Consider the following 19,733-nt stretch of genomic DNA (forward strand, 5'->3'; position numbering starts at 1 on the left):
CATGACTGATCGCATCAAGATTTTGGGAAGCGCTGGCTTTTCAAAGTGCACCAGGCAAGGTTTTCGTGTGATCGCCGGACGATCGCTTGCGATGCTCTTGAGCGGCCTGCTGGTTTTCCAGCCGATGCTGGCCAATGCCCAGTCTGTCTCCGCTGCAGGATCAGCCCCCGCAGCCAATCAGCCCGGCGTCGGGACAGCGCCGAACGGTGTCCCGCTCGTCGATATCGTCACGCCGAACGGGACCGGTCTCTCCCATAACAAATACGACAACTACAATGTCGGCACGCCTGGCCTCATCCTCAACAACTTCAATGGCGAGGTCGGCACATCGAACCTCGGGGGGGTCACGCCGGGCAATCCGAACCTGAAGACTTCCGGTCCGGCCTCCGTCATCCTCAACGAGGTGACGAGCGGCAATCGCTCGGCGCTCAACGGTCCGACCGAAGTCTTCGGCGGCAGGGCGGATGTGATCATCGCCAATCCGAACGGGATCACGTGCTCGGGCTGCGGTTTCATCAACACCCCGCGCGCGACGCTCACCACCGGGGTTCCAGATATCGGGGCTGACGGTCGTCTGACAGGGTTCACCGTCAATGGCGGCGATGTCACCTTCGAAGGGGCAGGGGCAAATCTTGCGGCTGCCCCCGGTGCCGTCGACCTGTTCGACGTCGTCTCGCGCCAGATCCACGTCAACGCGCCGCTTTATGGCAAGACAATCCGACTGACGGGCGGCGCCAGCAAATACGACTACGCCACAGGCGAGGCAACCGCGCTGACGGCGACCTCCGGCACACCGGAATATGCGATCGATGGCTCGGCGCTCGGCGCCATGCAGGCCGACCGCATCAAGATCGTCGTCACCGAGAAGGGTGCCGGCGTCAAGATGAGCGGCGACATGGCCGCCAATGCCGGTGAACTGTCCCTCTCGGCTGACGGCAAGATCTCGATCGGCAATGCGTCGGCACGCGATGGCGTGACCATCACCTCGAAACACCGGGTCACCGCTGCAAAGGTTGCATCGAAGCAAAAGGTCAATGTCCAGGCCGACGAGGGCATCACCTTGCAGTCGGTTGCGGCTGACAGCGATATTGCCCTGGTGAGCGGAGCCGGCCTCATAAGCGTGGTGGAAGACGTCACCAGCGGCACGGCCGTGCAGATGAGTTCCGGCGGCGGCATTGCTGCCGGCAGCGTCACCGCTGGCAATGGTGCGGCAACGCTTGTCGCCACCTCCGGCGATATCGTGATCGCAGGTGCTGCCAACAGCGTCGGTGATCTCACTCTGACCGCGACGGCTGGCTCGCTGTCGGCCGCTTCCCTGTTAAGCAACGGCAACATCGCGCTGAATGCCGGGCTGGATATTGCTGTCGCCGGTAACGTGCTGGCTGAGCGCAATCTCACTGCCGCCGGTCGGTCAGTCTCGACGGGCATGGTCGTCTCGGGCATCGATATCGATGCTACCAGTGCCGATTCGAACGGCAACGTGGTTCTCGGCTCCGCTGGCAATCTCAGCCTGACGGCCACAGGCGGCAATATCGCGACGGGCAACCTTCTGTCTGCCGGAGCGCTCACTTCAACGGCGGCCGGCACCATGACGGCCGGCAGCCTTCAGTCGACCACCGATCTGACGGTGGCTGCGACGTCGCTGACATCAAGCACGGTGATTTCCCACGGAACGCTCACTGTCGATGCATCGACCAACGTTTCCGGCCAGATCTTTGGGAGCAGCAATGTCCTGATCTCGGGCGCCACCATTCAAGCCGGCGCCATCGTATCCGGCGTGGATTTTGCGGCAACCGCTGCGGCCAATGGCAATCTTGTGGTTGGCAATGCCGGCGATATGACGTTGCAGGCCTCTGGCAGTCTGTCAGCAGATACGCTGCTTGCGGCAGGAACGATGTTTGCCACGGCCGCAGATCTCAACGTCGGGAATGTGACCGGCCACCAAGTCGTCACCCTGTCCGGCAGCTCCAGCCTCACGGCCACCGGCCAGCTTCTCGGAGCAAAGGAGGTCTCGATCTCTGGCGGCTCGGTCTCCCTCAATCAAGTCATCAGCGGTCTGGACTTTGCCGCAACACAAGCCAATGGCGGCAATGTCACCTTGGGCACGACCGGTAACCTGTCTCTACAGGCCGCCGGTCAGCTCTCGGCAAATGCTTTGCTTGCGGCCGGAACCATCACGGCGACAGCCGCGGATCTCAGCCTCGGCACTGTAACAGGGCATAACGACGTCTCGCTTTCGGGCGGTAACAACCTGACCGTCACTGGCCAAACCCTCGGGGCCAACGATGTTTCGTTGTCGGGTGGCACGATCTCGACCGGCCAAGTCGTGACGGGTGTTGATTTTGCTGCGATGGCGCAATCCTCGACCGGCGCTATCGTCATCGGCTCAGATGGTGACCTGACGATCAATGCCGTCAGCGCCACCAATGGCAGTCTCGGCAGCGCCACGACCGGGGCGCTGCTGGTCGCCGGCGATCTCAATATCACGGCCGGGTCATTCGCAGCGTCCAACGTCACCGGTCATGGTGCCGTCACCGTCGATGCCGCCGCCAATGTTTCTGGAACGCTTCTGGCAGCAGGCAATGTCGCAATCACCGGCTCGTCCATCACGGCGGGCAGCCTTGTCTCTGGCGTCGACTTTGTCGCTACAAACCAATCTACGGACGGTAGCGTTGTGCTCGGCTCAACTGGCACACTCACCCTAGAAGCCACCGCAGGCAATATCAACGCGTCCAATCTGCTGGCGGCCGGCGGGATCGGCGCCACGGCGAGCGGTGACATCGGTAATATAACGCCCGTCAACGTTATTGCCCATCAGAACCTGACGATGACCGCCGGCGGCACAATCGCTCTGGCCGGCCAATCCATGGCAGCAGACAGTGTCAACCTGCAAGGTCAGTCGATCTCAGTCGCTAGCCTGGTGTCAGGCGTCGATTTCGCTGCGACGCGTGCCTCAAGCACCGGCGCGCTGATGCTGAAACAGGGCAATGCCCAATCAGGCACAATGACACTCACGGCCACAAATGGCGACATAACCGCCAGCAATGCGCTGCTGTCCGGTGGCAACCTCTCGGCAACGACGAGCGGCGGTATCAGCTATGCGCTGCTGCAAAGCCTTGCCAACGCCTCGTTGAGCGCGCCGGGCACCATCACCTACACGAACAACAGCAACGTCACCGGCAACCTTACGATAAATACCGGTACGATCGATCTCTCGGGAACACGCGGCGCCAAGCTGGCTGTCGGCGGCACGCTGTCGATCACGGCCACATCCGCAAACCTCACCGGCAGCAGCCTCGTCCTCGGCGGACTGGCGCTCGACCTCAGCGGCCAGGCTGATTTGACCGGTGCGGCCGTGAAGACGGCCATGAATGCCGGCGGCTCCGGCGATATTGCCATCACTGCAGGCAGCCTTGCCATCAGCGACACGACGACGCTGCTGGCCGCCCATGACCTGACGCTCACCCTTCCCACCCTCTCCAACAGCGGACAAATTGCCGCTGCCAACAATCTGACGATCAATACCAGCGGCGATCTGACCAATACATCGACCGGTCTTCTCTGTGCCGGTCGTGACGCTTCTCTCCTTGTCGCGGGGGCGCTGACCAACGATCAGGGCGCCATTCTCGCTGGCAATGACCTGACGATTGCGGGAAGTAACCTCAGCCAACGCAACGCTGCCACCACCAACATCTCCGGCCTCATCCAGGCCGGTGGTGACATGTCTATCCTGACCTCCAATCTCGTCAACAAGCGGTCGACGACACCAACCTGGGTAACCGGTCAGCTGGTCTCATCGGGCAATGTCGTCGGCACCTTCGTGCTCAACCCCGATGTCGCCGGCAAGCCGTTTGCCTATCTCGAAACCAGCGACCAGAATATCCACCAGCTTTACCCCGGTGTTGATCCGCCGGCCTGGCAGGACTACGAGCCGCTGCTCTGGTCTCAGGCGACGCTTGCGGATGGCACAAGCTATCATGCCTGGACCTGGACCTCCGCCAACGGGCCGACCGCAGTTGGACCGATCTACGACTGGATCAAGGCCCGTGTCCCGGTCGATGCCAACGGCACCCCGGTCCTCGACCCCACCAACCCATCCAAGTACTTCATCGTCGACCAGGTCATTCGTGGCGGGGTCGCCGACACCAGCACGACCTATACCTGGGATCCGACCAGCAATCTCAGCCAGTCGGTTTACGAAGACAGGTTTACGAGCACGCTAACCCCCGAAGCGGTGATCCGATCCGGTGGCAATCTGACCATCGATGCGACCAATCTCACCAATTCCTACAGCAGGATCGAAGCGGGTGGCAACGCGACGCTCTCAGGGTCGACACTCACCAACGAAGGGGTCGTCCTCAATCGCACCACGATGACGACCTGCAACGCCCAGAGCGCCTGTACAGCTTACAATGCCGATGGCACGGCCGATCCATCGCGCGATATCGCCAACGGATCATCTGTCGTATCGGGTTCGCAGGTCATTGGCGGTGCGGCTGGTACCCTGAAGGCAGCCGGCGCGCTGACCCTCAACTTTGGCACGGTCAACAACACATCCCTTGGTTCGACCAGCGGCAGCGCGGCCGTCAGTACGCCTTCGACATCGAGCGATCCGCTATCTGCCTTGAGCGGCCTGACTGCAGGCGGCGCGCTGTTCACGGTCAATAGCGCGCTCTCCAATGTGGCTGGCAACAGCGTGCCGACCGCCGGTGGCGGCCTGACCGCCGCGCTTGGCAACCTCACCCAGATCTCGCCAGCAAATGTCGCGCAGCTCGCTGCACTGGCAAAGCCGCAATCCGGTGGTGTCGGCGGCACGATACCCGGCCAGGCCTTCATCTTCGAGACCCGAGCAGCCTTCCTCGACGTCTCGAAGTTCTACGGATCGAGCTACTTCATCAGTCGGGCCGGTTACGACCCCGAGACCAGTATTCCGTTCCTCGGCGACGCCTATTTCGACAACCAGCTGATAGACACGCAATTGCGCCAGTTGGTCGGCGACGGGCTCGGAAACGGTTCCTTCATTCCAGGCAACAGTGCCATCGAGCAGATGAAGACCTTGCTCGACAATGGGGCTGCCTACGCCGAGGCCCATGGTCTGGCCTTCGGCCAGGGGTTGACGACCGAGCAGGCGGCCAATCTGCAGCAATCCATCGTGCTTTACCAGACGCAGACCGTGAACGGGGCCCAGGTGCTGGCTCCCGTCGTCTACCTGTCGGCTGCCGACCGGGCCAAGGCAGGGTCTGGCGCCGGCGCGATGATCGCTGGCAACTCCGTCAATCTCAACGTCGGCGACCTCAACAATTCCGGCGCGGTCGCCGCCGCCGGCGGCCTTAGCATCGCTGCCAGCTCGATCAAATCCACCGGCACCTTCTATGCCGGTGGCAACGCGAACCTGACCGCTTCCAACGGCATCACGCTTGCCGCCCAGACGATGACCATCGGCGGCCAGAACGTGGTCAACACGAATGCGGGGGTTTCGGCGGGCGGTAATCTCTTGCTCGCCGCCAATAACAGCGATCTCAATGTCGCTGGCGCCAGCGTCAAAGCTGGCGGATCGGCTCAGCTCTCCGGCAACAATGTCAACCTCGCTGCGGTCAAGGTCGATAATGGCGGGCAACAAAATGCCACAGGTGCACGGGTCACCGCTGGCAGCAATCTTGCCATTGCCGCTAATAACGATGTCAATGTCATCGGCTCCTCTGCCAAGGCCGGCGGCGATCTCAATATCAAGGCCGCGAGCGGCGCCGTCAACGTCGTCTCGACCGATGTCGCGCGCAAGACGAACGATGGCTACACCAAGGCCTCCGGGACCGATCAGCAGGCGTCGCAGCTGACGGCCGGCGGCAATCTCGGGATCAGCGGCAACACCGGCGTCCTGATTTCAGGCTCGGATCTGTCGGCCAAGGGTGATGTCGGTCTGCGCTCTAACGGCGACATCAACGTTACCACCGCGCAGAGCCAGAGTGCCTCTGTCTTCGGAAAGAATTCGTCATCGTCGATCACGAACAATGGCTCCACCATCACCGCCGGTGGTGATCTCGTCGCAAAATCCAACAACGACATCAACGTCATCGGCTCGACGCTGGCAGCCGACGGCATGCTCGGCCTGCAGGCGAAAAACAACGTCACCATCGCCGAAGCCACCGATGGCTATACGCTCGACACCAAGAGCTCCAGCAAGAAGAGCGGCTTCTTCGGATCGACCAAGAAGGACGCTAGCGGCCATCTTGAGACGACCACGGCGGCAGGCTCAACCCTCTCCGGCAAGGATGGTGTGACGATCCTCTCCGGCGGCGATACCACCGTGTCGGCATCCAAGGTCACCGCCGGTGATGCCACCCATGCCTCGGATCTTAATATCCAGACCGGTGGCAACCTGATCGTCACCTCGGCCAAGGATACCGAGACCGAGCATGATAGTTCGAAGAGCAAGGGTTTCTTGCGCAAGGGCAGCTCCAGCTATGACGCCTATAACGAGACGACGGTCGGCTCTGAGCTTTCCGCCTCCGGCGATGTCAATCTCGACGCCGGCAAGGCGGCCGTCATCGTCGGCTCGAAGGTCAATGCCAATGGGTCGCTCAATGTTTCCGGCGAAAGCGTCAGCATCATCGGGGCTCAGGAGAACCATCAGTCCGACAGCCAGCGCAAGGACTCCGGCCTCTTCGTCGGTTCAGGTGGCGGCTTCATCTCGCTTTACGGCAAGAACGAAAAGCAGGGCGCACAATCCTCGACCGACAATGTCGGCTCCAAGCTATCGGCCGGGCAAGACGTCAACCTGACGGCGCGCGCCACCGATCTCAACATCATGGGTTCGCAGGTCACCGCCGACCGTGACATCAACCTGTCGGCGGCCCGTGACGTCAATGTCACGCCAGGGGCAGAAAGTGCGGCGCAATCCGAACAGCAGAAGAAATCCGGCTTTGGTCTCGCCTTCTCGTCCGGCAATGGCGGCTTCTCGCTCGGCATCGGCGCCCAGTCGACCAAGGACAGTTCGGCCCAGCAATCCGACACAAATGCCATGTCGGCGCTGTCAGCAGGTCGCGACCTCAACATCTCGGCCGGCAACAATGTCAACCTGCAGGCGACCAGCGCGTCTGCCGAGCGTGACGTCAATCTTTTTGCCGGCAACGACATCAACCTGCTCTCGGCCAACGATGTCACCAATTATGAGGAGATGCATGAGAAGACCTTTGCCGGTGTGACGCTCACGGTGTCGAGCCAGGTTGGCCAGGCAGCTCAGAGCATTATGAACTCGGCCGAACGTTTGTCGGACAGCGGCGGCGTCAATGCGGTGACGAACACGGCCATCGCCAGCCTTGGCTTTTACCAAGCCTACAAGGATCTGACGGGTGTCTACAGCCAATATCAAAAGTCCGGCGACATCGGTGTTAACGTCACTCTGACGGTCGGGGCCAACCATCAGGAAAGCCAGTCCTCATCGTCCACCTCGACACCCGTCATCACCGACATTCGTGCTGGTCGGTCGATCTCGATGGAGGCAGAGAACGGCTCGATCACAAGCGATGGTGCGCAGATCCTGGCCGGCTACGACAAGAACGGCATCCCGACGATATCCGGAGACCCTCTCACTGGCGATATCTTTCTGTCGGCGACCAACGGCGACATCAATCTCAACGCCGCGACAGGCACGACGGACAGCGCGAGCAGCAACTCCTCCTGGAGTGCTGCGGTCGGTGTCGGTGCGACTTTTGGCGGCGGAGGCAAAGGCACCAAAGATCTGGGTCTGGTTGCCAATGCGGGCTACGGTAAGGGCAGCGCCGATACCAGCGGCCTCAGCCACACGAACACTCACGTCAATGGCACTGGCGACATCACAATCGTCACCAATGACCTGACGCTGCGCGGCGCCACGATCACCGGTAATTCGGTCACCGCCGACGTCAAGAACCTCACGATCGAAAGCCAGGTAGACACCGCCAAGGCCAAGGCCGACCAACTCAGTCTATCGGCCCAGACCGGCTTCGGCTCGACTAGTGTCTCCGGCGTTACCCAGAAGGCCAGCGGTGACGCGGTTGTGGTCACCGAGCAGTCCGGCATTCACGCCGGGGCAGGTGGCCTCGATATTGATGTCAGCGGTCATACGTCGCTCATTGGCGGTTTGATCACCAGTGAGGCCGGGGAAGGACGCAACAGCTTCTCGACCGGGACACTTACGGTCGCCGATATAGATACCCATTCAACCTGGAAAGCCGACACCTACGGCGGCTCGATCGGTACTAGCGGCATAGTGCCAGCGCCGCCGGTGAAGGCCAGCGAGAATAAGACTGGTCAGGCACTCTCGGCCATCGGTGGCAATATCCCGATCACCATCACCGATCCGGCGCGCCAGACACAGGATATCGGCACGATCCGTCGCGATACCGACAACACCAATACCTCTCTGCCCGGCCTGCCGGACCTCGAGCATATCCTGCGCGACCAGTACAAGACCCAGGCTGACCTGCAGGCTGCTCAAGCCACAATGGCTGGGCTAGTCGGGGATATTTCCAGCGAGCTGTACAAGCAGGCTCTCCAACGTGGAGACGACGCCGCAGCTGATCTTTGGAAGGAAGGTGGCGAAGGCCGCGCGCTGCTACATGCGATCGGCGGCGGTATCCTCGGCGGAGTGAATGGTTGGGAGGGGGCAATCAAGGGTGCCCTCGGTGCAGGAACTTCGTCAATGCTTACACCGGCGATCGCCACCCTCGTCGAGGGTATGCTGAAGGACAGCACCCTGTCGGATCAAGACAAGCAGACGCTTGCCAATCTGATCGGAACAAGCCTCAGTTCAGCGGTTGCTGGCGCCGTCGGCGGCGGAGAAGGAGCATCATACGGCAGCGCGCAGTATCAATTTAATTATCTCACGCACAAGGAACTTGATGAGGCCAACAAAGAGCGTGCTGACCTTCAAAAGAAGATTGCCGATTGCCAAGCATCCTTGGGCAACGGCTGCTCGGCTCAAACGCTTTCTGGTCTCGAAGACAACCTGCAATTCAGCATAGCCTACTACCGGCAGCTCTCTGACGCCAATAACGCGTCCTTAGTAAAGGCCTGCGCGGCATCCTTTTCCAGTGCAGCCTGCGTAGCTGGCAGAGCCGATCTTGCAAACGCTGTCGACGAGGAATCAGGGCTCCAGCAACACGTTCTTGGCACAAGCTCTGTCAATACGCCGGATGCTTTGCTGCTCGGCGTGCTCAGCGATGTGGCCGCAGGCCATATTGCATCCGATCAAATTGCCGCTCAATACCAACAGGCGCTGACTACGCACCAGCAGATAACAACTGGAGTGGCTGCTCTGGCCGTGCTCGTTGCTGTGGGCGTTACGGTTGGTCCGGAGGTGTATGCCTACTGCGCAGCGAATAGCGCCGCATGCGCGAACACGGTCACGGAGCTTCTGGATTGTACGGCAACCATCGCCTGCACGAGCACCGCCGGGGGTGTTTTATCGGCTACAGCGGCGACAAAAGTCGCCGGCGAGCTTGAGCAGTCTGCTGCCGCTGCAGCAAAAGCGGCTGGCACCCGTACGATTGTCGCATCTGATGGCGCAACTGTTATCGTTCCTGCTGGATATAGGCCGCTGACCTCTGCTGGAGCCGCCAATGATGTGGGGGGTCTTCCGGAAGGTTTTGTCAGGGTCGTTGATGATGCAGGCAATATCGCCATCGCGGGACCGAACGGGGCGATTTATACTGATGTTGCTACTGCTCAGAGGGCGGCGGTTGCATCCAATAACGGTGGGAAGCTCCTCTGGGCAAGCTGGAAAGATTACCCTAAAGTGACAGTAGAGGGGAGAGAATATGCGCAGATTGGTGACCGCCTTTATACGCGTCATGCTGTTGATCGAATGCAACCAAGTGGGCTTGGTACACCTGTAGGCTCCGACGGTCCGGGCCGAAACGTTACCCCTAACATGGTTGAGGAGGTTATCGCCGGCGGCTCCAGATTGAGCACTACTGTAAATGGCGTTCTCCGCACAACATACACATCTGGAAATGTTACGGTCGTGACTGAAGATAATTCTAGAACAATAGTTACTATTTTGAGGAATAGCTCGCGATGAGCTCCAATTTAATTTATCCAGCCACAATAAGTGAGTTGAAGACCGCATGCTCCAAGCACCTAGAGGGGCAGGTCTCCGCTGATGAACTGCAACGGGCGATCCAAAAGGGAGAAATGGTAGTTGTTGCCATTGAAGAAAGCGATATCCGTGAATTTCTCACTGACCTCGAAGGGCGATTAGAACTAATTAAATTCACCGTAAATGACGATGAACAGCTTGCGGAAACCCAGAAAATTGCAAAACAAGCTCTCAGTTGGCTTGTGAAACGGGAACATGAAGCCCTGGATGAGGTCTATCCTGGCAAGCGCACACCTTTGATAAAGGCGCCAAAGCCATGAAATACATTCACTATGCCAAGAGCGGCCCAGTCACCCGCAAAAACCCCTGGTCCTAAGGCTCCGCTCAACCGCACCCGGCATGCCATGCTGTGGATCGCTCAGTATAATTTCCGGATCCCAAAGAGGATGGGCGACGAATTTTAGTAGCAATGCCTCTGGGGCTGGCCAAGGGCGGGATTTGTCGGCGCAGCAAGGGACCAAGCCTGCAGATAGTCGAGATCCGAGGTGAGGGCGCGCAAGGAGTTGGCACCCATCCCTTCATTGACCAGATGGCGAAGAGTATTGAAGTCCTCATCCGAGAGGATTTCAGCGAGCTCGTCCCGTCGCCCCATCGGCAGGACGGGGGTCGGTTCCGGTACGGGGCGAGATGACCCCGTAAGGCCAACTGCGATGTCCCAATTGAACCCTCGTGTATTTTGGTGCCGGAAGCCCTTGATTTGCAGGGGTCGATTTTTGTCCAGAACAGACTTTAGTTTATCTGGGACAGCTCGCATTTGGCCGCTTCGCGCCACAAGCGGTCATTCTTTAGGCGGTAGTTCAAGGCCGTTCGGCAGTGAAATCCAAATAACGGTCTGCGCCTCTGGCGAGTGACGCGAGAGGTGTCCCTTGCCGTGGGTGTCCGCGACAAGCACGAAGCTGCCCGCCGAAACTTGGCGCACCTCGCCATCGCTGGTCTCGTACTCCACAGAACCATCAAACCGTACTGTCAACACAGGCTCCGGTACTCCATGCCACGCGACTTCTCGCATCCCTGCGGGAATATGGGCAATGCGCACCCGAGAGGCCGGGTAACTGGCTGTGACATCGAAGGGTACAGCGTCGGGGTGAACAGGCCGTGCGGTCGTTGGCAAATCGATCTCATCGAAATGAGACTCACCATCCGTTGAGGCGTAGATGCGCAGGCACTTCATTGATGGTTCCCTTATGAGAGAAGTAATGGGCGTGGCAACGGATGCGGAATACGACGCACACCATGAAAGTTCTATGACAGCGAACGACCGCTTCGGGCCAAAGGCTGACTTCGCTCGTTAGAGTGTCATTTCGCCCTCAGCCTGAACCGACCCCAACCAGGCGATTCCGGTCATCCAAGGCGACCGACATGCGCGTACAAGCAACCTGTACGCGTCACCTCCGATAAGGGATACTTATCGGAGGTGAGAGCGGCGGTTATGGTTAATGATTGGTTGCGGAAGGAAAGCGCAAATTGGATACGGCTACGGCTGTGAAACTCAGGCTAATCAATTCCCTAACTGTCGAGAGCCCGACCCAGCGACTGCGTACAAATTCGGGCGGCTAACGTCTGCGATCGGTGGGGAGGGGACCTTGTGGAAGAATTCGAAGGCGGCAAGGTCGAAATGCTCGTCGCTTCCCATAACGGCAACCGTCCAGAACTCCGGCGTCGCACCGAACACTGTCGACACCCGGACGACCTCGATGTCGTTGGGCTCAAAGATCGCTGCACCCTCCGCCGGCAGACGGCGGGCCCAGTAGAAGCGGTTGGGTTCCAGTTGCTCGATACCGATCGTGTTCATGCGGCTTGCCCCCTCAGACGTTGAAGAAAGTTAGCGGAGAACTTGGGAGGAGTCTCGGGGGCGGAGGTCAATTCACAGGATTTGGCGTGGGCAATGGAGGTCCCTCTCGCGGCCGCATTTACGTTAAAATAAATGCGATTGTAAATTTAGAAATACATGTGTAACTTCTGATCCAGGGTGTCGCTAGGAACGAAGAGTTCACGCGCATTCTGGGATGTAGGCGAAGGAGGTTCGCCTGCAAAAAGGAGGATCATCATGAGAAGACTCGCAATACTCTTGGCGTGCGCTGCGTTTGCATTGCCCATCGCCGTCTCGGCGCAGGACGCAGCCGGAACGATCAAAAAAGATCACTACCGGTTCGTCATCGTTCCCAAGGTCGTACACCCGTGGTTCGACAAGGTGAACAATGGCGCCCAAGCTGCCGCGGCAGCCCTCAAAGCTCAAACAGGCGCGAATATCGAAGTCATATACTCGGCTCCGCAGTCCGCCGACGTTGTGCAGCAGAACCAGATTTTGGACAGTGCACTAGCAACACAGCCTGATGGTTTGGCAGTCGACCTTCTCGATCCGTCGGGCAACCGAGCATCTTTGGAAGAAGCGCAGTCCCAAAAAGTCCCACTGGTCCTTTTCGATTCCGTCCCGCCAGAAGGAATGAAAATCACTTACATCGGTTCGGATTTCTGCGAGCAGGCAAAGATTGCCGCCCACCGTCTGGTCGAGGTACTCGGTGGACAGGGTGAAGTCGCAATCATGATGGGTGTCCCCACGGCCCCCAACCATTCAATTCGCGCCGATTGCCACAGGAAGGTGTTCGCTGAAAATCCGGGTATTAAGGTTGTTGCGGAGGGCATCGATAACGACAACATCGAGACTGCCCAGCAGCAAGCGGCTTCAATCATGCAGGCTCATCCTAACCTGAAGGGCTGGGTGGCATCCGACGCTTCGGGACCGACCGGGATCGGACAGGCAATCGTCGAAGCTGGCAAGCAGGGGAAAGTTGTCCTCGTCGGCCTCGATAACATGCCCGAGATGCTGGACATGATCCGCAAGGGTGTCGCTGACAGCTCTTCGGCCTCTCAACCCGAACTGCAGGGATATTGGTCGGTCATGATGCTGTGGGCCCAGGCCACTGGCGCTCCTGTTCCCGGCTACATCGACACCGGTAATGCTTTCCTCACCAAAGCGAATGTCGGCGGCTAACTTAGCCACGCCGAAATCGCCGAGCGCGGGTGATAGCCCGCGCTCTCCAACGCACCTCCATTTGCAGGTGGCATATGGCTTACCTTGAAATCAAAGGTCTCGGTCGGGACTTCCCGGGTGTCGTCGCGCTCAACGGCGTTGACCTGACGATCGAGCTTGGACGGACACACATTCTCGCTGGCGAAAATGGGGCCGGAAAGTCGACGCTGGTCAAAATCCTGACTGGAACCGACCGACCCACCCGTGGCCAAGTGACTATCGATGGGCGCGATCCTGTCCTCGATCCCTCGGCTTATCGCAGCGTTGCTTACGTTCCCCAGGAATTGACGCTTTTTCCACAGATGACGGTCGCGGAAAATCTGTTCATGCCGTTCGACCGCACGGGTCATGGCGGTCCGCTCTTCAATCGACGGGTCCTGATGGAGGAGGCGCGGTCATACCTCGATCGATTTGGTATCGAAGCGAAGCCGGATGACCTCGTGGCCTACATCTCGGTCTCGGACCAACAGCTGCTGCAGATTGCACGGGCTTCGACGAACAAGGACATGAAGGTCCTAATTCTTGACGAACCTACGTCGGCGCTCACCCGCGTGGAAGTCGACCGCGTTTTCAAGGTTATTCGCGGCTTCCTCGACCGGAACCATGCGGTCGTTTTCATCAGCCATAAAATGGAAGAAGTATTCGAGATCGGCGACGACTACACCGTTTTGCGGAACGGCGAAAAGGTCGAAAGCGGTCGGGTATCGGACATCAACGAAGCTGACCTGATCCGGGCCATGTCTGGCCGACATCTAGCGATGGACGACCATTTTCGTCCGGACGCGCCTGTTGGCGGTACCATCATGGAGGTGAGGGGACTTTCCGGCTCTCGTTTCCAGGACGTCAGCTTCGACTTACGACGCGGAGAGATATTAGGGTTTGCTGGTCTTGTCGGTGCCGGGCGTACCCAGGTCATGCAGACCATATTCGGTTACCTCAAGGCCTCAGGCGGGGACGTAGAAGTTGAAGGCAAGCAGTGGGTGCTCAACAACACATGGCGTTCGGTCACCGGGGGGATGCTTTACCTTTCCGAGGAGCGAAAACACCATGGGATCTTCCCGATGCTGTCGTTGCGGGAAAACATAGGCATTTCTCTTTTTAAGGAAACGGTCGGATCGCTCGGAATTAGCAAAAGTCGAGAGCGCAACGCCGTGCAGAAGATTATCGATGGCTTCGGAATTCGCACTTCCGGTATGGCAAAGCGGATTTCCAACCTTTCGGGCGGCAATCAACAGAAAGCAATCATTGGACGTGCGATGGCGACACACCCGCGCATCCTGATCTTCGATGAGCCCACCAAGGGCATCGATATCAGGACCAAGGCTGAAATCTACAGGATCATGAAGGAACTGGCTCAGGAAGGCGTGGGCGTCATTCTTGTCTCTTCTGAAATCAACGAACTGCGCCGTTGTGCCAGCCGCATTATCACCATGCACACCGGGCGCGTGACGGGCGAATTCAATACAGCGACGACGGATACGGAAACGCTCGTCGGTGCAATTTTCGGAACGGAGGCGAAGGCCGATGCAATCTAGCTCTTTTTCCATCCTGATACGCAATCCGCTTGCGGGGGTTTTCGTTGTCCTTGTGGTGATATTTGCGCTGTCGTCTTTGATTTCTCCGTATTTCCTCACGCCTTACAATATGTCGGTGGTGGCGCGGGGCCTGGCGTTCGTCGGTTTGATCACCATCGGGCAGTCCATGCTCATGATCCTGGGAGAGTTGGACCTCTCGCTTGGCGTCATCGGCGGACTGTGCGGTGTCGTTTCGGGGATTTTCATGGTGAAGATGGGCGTCAACCCGGCACTTTCCATGGCGTTGGCGATCGCTTTCGGCGCTTGCTTGGGTTTACTCAATGGATTGCTCGTCACCCTGCTTCGTCTTCATTCCCTTGTGCTGACAATCGGCACGGCGGGTATCTTCGGCGGCGCGAACCTCGTGCTTACCAGGGGCGTGGCTATCACCGGCATTCCTGTTGAGGTCCAGTTTCTTGGACGCGGCAGTTTCCTCACCGTTCCTGTGCCGTTCCTCATCATGCTCGTCGCGCTTGTCGTGGCCGCATTCGTCCTCCTCAAAACGCCGTTTGGACGCTACATGTACGCGATCGGCAACAACCCGCCAGCTGCGCGAATGCTGGGCATAAAAGTCGACCGCGTTCGCTTGATAGTATTCGTTGTCGCTGGCGCGTTGTCTGCGTTGGCGGGCGTGCTGATGGTAGCCCGACTTGGCACAGCGCAGCCTTCGATTGGTGACACCTGGGTTCTTGCCCCGATCGCAGCCGCAGTTATCGGCGGCGTCGCGACGACAGGTGGCATTGGCAGCCCGATCGGTGCGATTTTTGGAGCGGGAATAATCGCGATCATCGAAAATATCATCGTTCTATTCGGTGTGTCGCCCTACTGGCAGGGGATCGTCTCCGGCGCGATAGTCGTGCTTGCGATTTCCTTCGATGCCGTGTCTCGTCGATATCTGCGCCGCGAAGCCATCTGAAAATCATCCCGCTGTTACTCTGTAGAAGACAACATGACCAAGCAACCTAAGACGAAGAAACTCATCAACGCGCCTGAAAATATTATTGCCGAGATGATCGAAGGCATGATTGGTGCCCATCCTGATTTGCTCAGAGTAGAAGGCGAGACAGGTCGTGCCGTCGTCGCTGTGGACGGACCCCGAGACGGAAAAGTCGGAATTGTCGTCGGAGGGGGATCCGGCCATGAGCCAGCTTTTGCCGGATACGTCGGTCGTGGCCTGGCTGATGCGGCTGCAGTCGGAAACATATTCGCATCGCCTTCGCCAGTCCACATCGCAGATGCGGCACGTGCAGCCGACGGCGGAGCGGGGGTCCTTCTCCTTTATGGGAACTACACAGGCGATGTCCTGAATTTCTCCATGGCAGCTGAAGAACTGGCTGCCAACGGCATGGCAGTTCGCCCCGTGGCGGTAGCCGACGATGTTGCTTCGGCGCCGATCGAACGGAAGTCCGAAAGACGCGGGATCGCGGGCGATTTCTTCGTCTTCAAAATCGCCGGGGCCGCAGCCGATCTCGGAGAGCCTTTGGCGAGGGTGGAGGCGCTGGCGCTGGCTGCAAACGAGGCGACCCGTTCCATGGGTGTTGCCCTGGGGGCGTGCTCGTTGCCTCAGACCGGCCGGCCTAATTTTGTTATTGGTGATGAAGACATGGAAATCGGGATGGGTCTTCATGGCGAGCCCGGAATCCGTCGACAAAAGCTGGCACCAGCCGATGAAGTCACTGACGAGCTCATGGACAGGCTCGTCGACGAACTCTCATTGACCGCCGGTGACCGCGTTGCGGTCCTCGTCAACGGGTTGGGGTCGACCACGCACATAGAGCTCTATCTGATTTTTCGCCGGGTGAAGCAGCGCCTCGATGCCTTGGGGGTATCCATTCACGCATCGTGGGTGGGAGAGTACGCGACATCGCTGGAAATGGCGGGGGCATCTATCACGCTGATGAAATTGGACCCTACGCTCCAGACGCTTCTTGATCATCCCTGTAAAACAGTAGCTCTCACCGTCGGAACGGTCCACGACGGACAAGCCTCGGATGTTCGCAGTCGCAAGGCCGAAAAGCCGGTAGAAAGCCTGCGTGTCACGGAAGGCAACGCGATCCTGATTGCCGACGGCGATGTAACTCCATCGATTTTTCGGGCGATGATGATTAAGGTCGGTGAGGAGATCATCTCGGAAAAAGACTGGCTGTCGGATCTCGATGGGATCATCGGAGACGGCGATCATGGCATCACAATGGAAATCGGCTGGAAGGCCGTGCAAAGCGCGATGGAGGTTGCGCCGGAGGACGAGACAATCGATGGAACGTGCAAGAGAATGGCAAAAGCTTTTCTAGACGCCGTCGGAGCCTCCTCGGGGCCACTTTACGCAACCGCCTTCTTGCGTGCGGGAAGCGCCGTCGGAAATCGCCTAAATCTCGATAGCGGCGCAATGGCGGAGTGGATCGGCGCGGCCAGCCAAGGCATACGAGAGCGCGGTAGAGCGGAGCCTGGAGACAAGACAATGGTGGACGCTTGGGCTCCCGCTGCCACTGCCGCAAAATCACGGGCCAGCAAAGGCGCGTCGACGTTGGAGACCTTGAAGGCAGCCCGCGACGCCGCTGAAGAAGGAATGCGTTCCACAGCCGCCATGGAATCCAAGCGAGGCAGATCAGCCAAGCTCGGAGCCCGCTCTGTTGGACACGTCGATCCGGGAGCAGCCTCGACCTTCGTCATGCTTCGCGCAATGACGCGTGAGCTTGAGATCAACCTCGGCTAGAGCGCAACTGCTTTGCAGGGGTCGCGGCTATCGCGGCCCCTGCAAAAGCGCACTGGCAACGGATTGGTTGGTAACGAGCCTGTTCACGTAGCCGCCCCGCAGGATAGCTCTGATAATCGGAATTTTGCTCTTTCCACCTGACACCAGGATGGAAACTGGTTTTAACTTAAGCTTGTCGGGCGGTAGCGCCATGAGCGAGTCATTTAGAAAATGGTCGATGGGACGGCCTTGCGCGTCCAGAAAGCATCCAAGGAATTCGCCGACCGCGCCCAGCTTCAAGACCACGTCCAAGTGATCTTTAACCACGCGAATGTGGGTGAGCGACGTCTCCTCTTCGACCGATCCGCACGAAACCAAGCCAATGTCTGCAATCTCCGTTCGTGCAAGCACGTCCGTCAATTCGTCGTTTAGCAATAGGGCATTTCGGCTTTCGGGATTTGCGCAGTAGATTGGAGCTGCCAGATAGTGACACTCGACGCCGAGCGCACGTGCAAAGGCTGATGCGACCTCGAAGGTGTTGGTACCTGAGCTTCGCGTAACCCCCCCCATCAGCCCGACAACCCAGCTTTCGGGTTTTGGCTTTGCGCGCAACGTGCGGACGGCGAAACTCAAGGTTCGTCCCGACCCGACACCAACGCCCATGTCGTGCTCGTGTATAAGCGTGCTTGCCATCGACCCAGCTGCCTCGCCTATGACCCTCTTCTGCTCGACGAAGTCCTCGAGATCGGGGACTACGATGGTTTCGCTCAAGCCGTAGCGTGCCGACACTGCCTGGGCCAACGCCACGCAATCGCTAAGGGGTAGCGACACACTCACCTTGACGCTTCCGGAATCTCGGACGGAGCCGATGATTTTATTGACCTTCAGCCGGGTGATGTTCAGTTGCTGGGCAATTTCCTGCTGCGTCTGGCCGCCGATGAAATAAAGCCACGCGACCCGTGCTCGCTCTAGCTCTTCGTCGAACGGCTCCCACAACTCGGCCATAAAAATCCTTTCTCCAAACTCACTCGTCAGCCGTCTTTATGTCATCGAAAACCCGATCTCTAAGCGGCGAGTGAGTTCCTCGGACATCACGATCTATCTGACCCGCCCCGGTAATGCGGACCGGTGAAAAATGCGATTTTTAATCAGAGAACAGAGACATTCTCCGCCTTTGTCTTACCTGTCTTTCGATCCTGTCCAACCTCAAAGCTCACCTTGTCACCTTCCCGAAGAGATGTGCCGCTATTAAGGGCTGATATGTGGACGAATACATCGCCACCGCCACTCTCTGGTGTGATGAAGCCAAATCCCTTGTCGTCGTTGAAGAATTTTACGGTGCCCGTTGGCATTGAGGTCCCTATCAATCTGTCGCTACATCTGAATTGCGCGGTACATCTACCGCGTCGGCAGTCGGCGAGCAACGCCAGTGAAGCTTGTGACCGTCAGACAAGCGAATTGCCACGCATCGTCCAGCTTTTGATAACGAATTTGATGCTGCCGTGGTGAAATTCTTCCGCAAGCATCTGACAGCGACGAAATAGCTGCGAGGCAGCCCCGGGCTTACGTCCTAACGGCGAGTTAAGGGAGGTAGACCTTTTGTCCCACGACAGACTGACGATCCGGAAGGGGCGTCGATATTTATCGGACGAATCCGTGATGAGCTGGGCGCAGCTTAGATCATCCTCTCAACGAAAGGAGACTGGATTTAATTCAGTCGATACTGTCCGTCTGTCGCGTCCGGCATCAAACGCAGAAACAGGTCTCAGGCGGAGGGTGGAATTCACAGAAATTGGTTAGCCTTGGCGTTACAGAGCCACTAATGAGGAGGGAGCGACTGCTGTTCGAGGTGTAGTATAAGTGAAATCAAATTTGCCATGATCCAATCAAGGAACGTCCGCTTCTGTCTCGTCGCGTTCACCCTGACGATCGGGTTGGGTCTTGCTCTTCGCCGATATGGCTATGACCTTGGTTTGCCGTTTCCGGTCGTAAAGTACGGCGGCTCGATGCTGTGGGGGGCGATAGTCTATTTCCTCGTGGCAGCGGCGCTCTTCAAGTCTCCAGATCGCTTCAGTATTGTTTTGGCGGCTTCGATCGCTGTTCTCGTCGAATTGTCTCGGCTTTATCACACGCCTTGGCTCGACGCCTTTCGCGTGACGACTGCTGGTGCGCTGCTGCTGGGCCGGGTCTTTTCGATGTGGAACATCGCGGCTTATGTTTGCGGTATCCTCGCTGCCTTTCTTGTGAAACGATCGACCACTCACTGATCAACCTCCATGCTCGCTCGCGGGCGTGCCT

11 protein-coding genes and 1 pseudogene are annotated in these 19,733 nt (G+C 58.6%); 7 read left to right on the plus strand and 5 right to left on the minus strand.

Annotated elements, in window-relative coordinates:
• Position 1: 1 nt before the first annotated feature.
• Both J5289_RS25045 and J5289_RS25050 read left to right on the plus strand, forming a co-directional pair.
• Positions 2–10,060, plus strand: coding sequence for a hemagglutinin repeat-containing protein (locus J5289_RS25045; RefSeq protein WP_247750692.1), 10,059 nt, complete (start codon positions 2–4; stop codon positions 10,058–10,060).
• Positions 10,057–10,398 carry a hypothetical protein gene (locus J5289_RS25050; RefSeq protein ID WP_209206969.1) on the plus strand — a complete coding sequence of 114 codons (342 nt, stop codon included), beginning with the start codon at positions 10,057–10,059 and terminating at the stop codon, positions 10,396–10,398. The genes J5289_RS25045 and J5289_RS25050 overlap by 4 nt, the downstream gene beginning before the upstream one ends.
• A 39-nt stretch (positions 10,399–10,437) precedes the next feature.
• Here the strand turns inward: J5289_RS25050 and J5289_RS29560 are convergent.
• The 3 genes and pseudogenes from J5289_RS29560 to J5289_RS25060 all read right to left on the minus strand — a co-directional run.
• Positions 10,438–10,739 (minus strand): annotated as a pseudogene (locus tag J5289_RS29560) (integrase); the annotation flags it as partial.
• Positions 10,740–10,916: 177 nt separating this feature from the next.
• Positions 10,917–11,309 (minus strand): hypothetical protein, encoded by a 393-nt coding sequence (locus tag J5289_RS25055; RefSeq protein WP_209206968.1) that lies wholly within the window; start codon positions 11,307–11,309, stop codon positions 10,917–10,919.
• Between the two features lie 327 nt (positions 11,310–11,636).
• Complete coding sequence (locus J5289_RS25060; RefSeq protein WP_209206966.1) at positions 11,637–11,930, minus strand: hypothetical protein; 294 nt, start codon at positions 11,928–11,930, stop codon at positions 11,637–11,639.
• A gap of 255 nt (positions 11,931–12,185) precedes the next feature.
• On the opposite strand from J5289_RS25060, the gene J5289_RS25065 reads away from it, so the two are divergent.
• From J5289_RS25065 to dhaL, 4 genes are all read left to right on the plus strand, one after another.
• The gene (locus J5289_RS25065) at positions 12,186–13,130 is read left to right on the plus strand and encodes a substrate-binding domain-containing protein (protein ID WP_209206964.1); all 945 of its coding nucleotides are present in this window, start codon (positions 12,186–12,188) and stop codon (positions 13,128–13,130) included.
• A 74-nt stretch (positions 13,131–13,204) separates the two neighbouring features.
• Positions 13,205–14,704, plus strand: a complete 1,500-nt coding sequence (locus J5289_RS25070) for a sugar ABC transporter ATP-binding protein (protein ID WP_209206962.1) — start codon at positions 13,205–13,207, stop codon at positions 14,702–14,704.
• Entirely contained in the window at positions 14,664–15,659 is a 996-nt protein-coding gene (locus J5289_RS25075) for an ABC transporter permease (protein WP_257625482.1), read from the plus strand. The genes J5289_RS25070 and J5289_RS25075 overlap by 41 nt, the downstream gene beginning before the upstream one ends.
• A gap of 105 nt (positions 15,660–15,764) precedes the next feature.
• A complete protein-coding gene (gene dhaL / locus J5289_RS25080; RefSeq protein ID WP_247750694.1) occupies positions 15,765–17,456 on the plus strand; it encodes a dihydroxyacetone kinase subunit DhaL in 1,692 nt (563 codons plus the stop codon).
• 27 nt (positions 17,457–17,483) lie between these two features.
• Here the strand turns inward: dhaL and J5289_RS25085 are convergent, their stop codons facing one another.
• Together J5289_RS25085 and J5289_RS25090 are read right to left on the minus strand one after the other, a co-directional pair.
• Positions 17,484–18,440, minus strand: a complete 957-nt coding sequence (locus J5289_RS25085) for a sugar-binding transcriptional regulator (protein ID WP_209206958.1) — start codon at positions 18,438–18,440, stop codon at positions 17,484–17,486.
• A gap of 143 nt (positions 18,441–18,583) precedes the next feature.
• A complete protein-coding gene (locus J5289_RS25090) occupies positions 18,584–18,787 on the minus strand; it encodes a cold-shock protein (protein WP_209206956.1) in 204 nt (67 codons plus the stop codon).
• A gap of 525 nt (positions 18,788–19,312) precedes the next feature.
• Between J5289_RS25090 and J5289_RS25095 the strand changes: the two genes are divergently transcribed.
• Positions 19,313–19,702, plus strand: coding sequence for a DUF2809 domain-containing protein (locus J5289_RS25095; protein WP_209206954.1), 390 nt, complete (start codon positions 19,313–19,315; stop codon positions 19,700–19,702).
• Positions 19,703–19,733: the final 31 nt, after the last annotated feature.

Source organism: Rhizobium sp. B230/85, assembly GCF_019355735.1.
In the GTDB taxonomy this organism is placed as follows: Bacteria; Pseudomonadota; Alphaproteobacteria; order Rhizobiales; family Rhizobiaceae; genus Rhizobium; species Rhizobium rhododendri.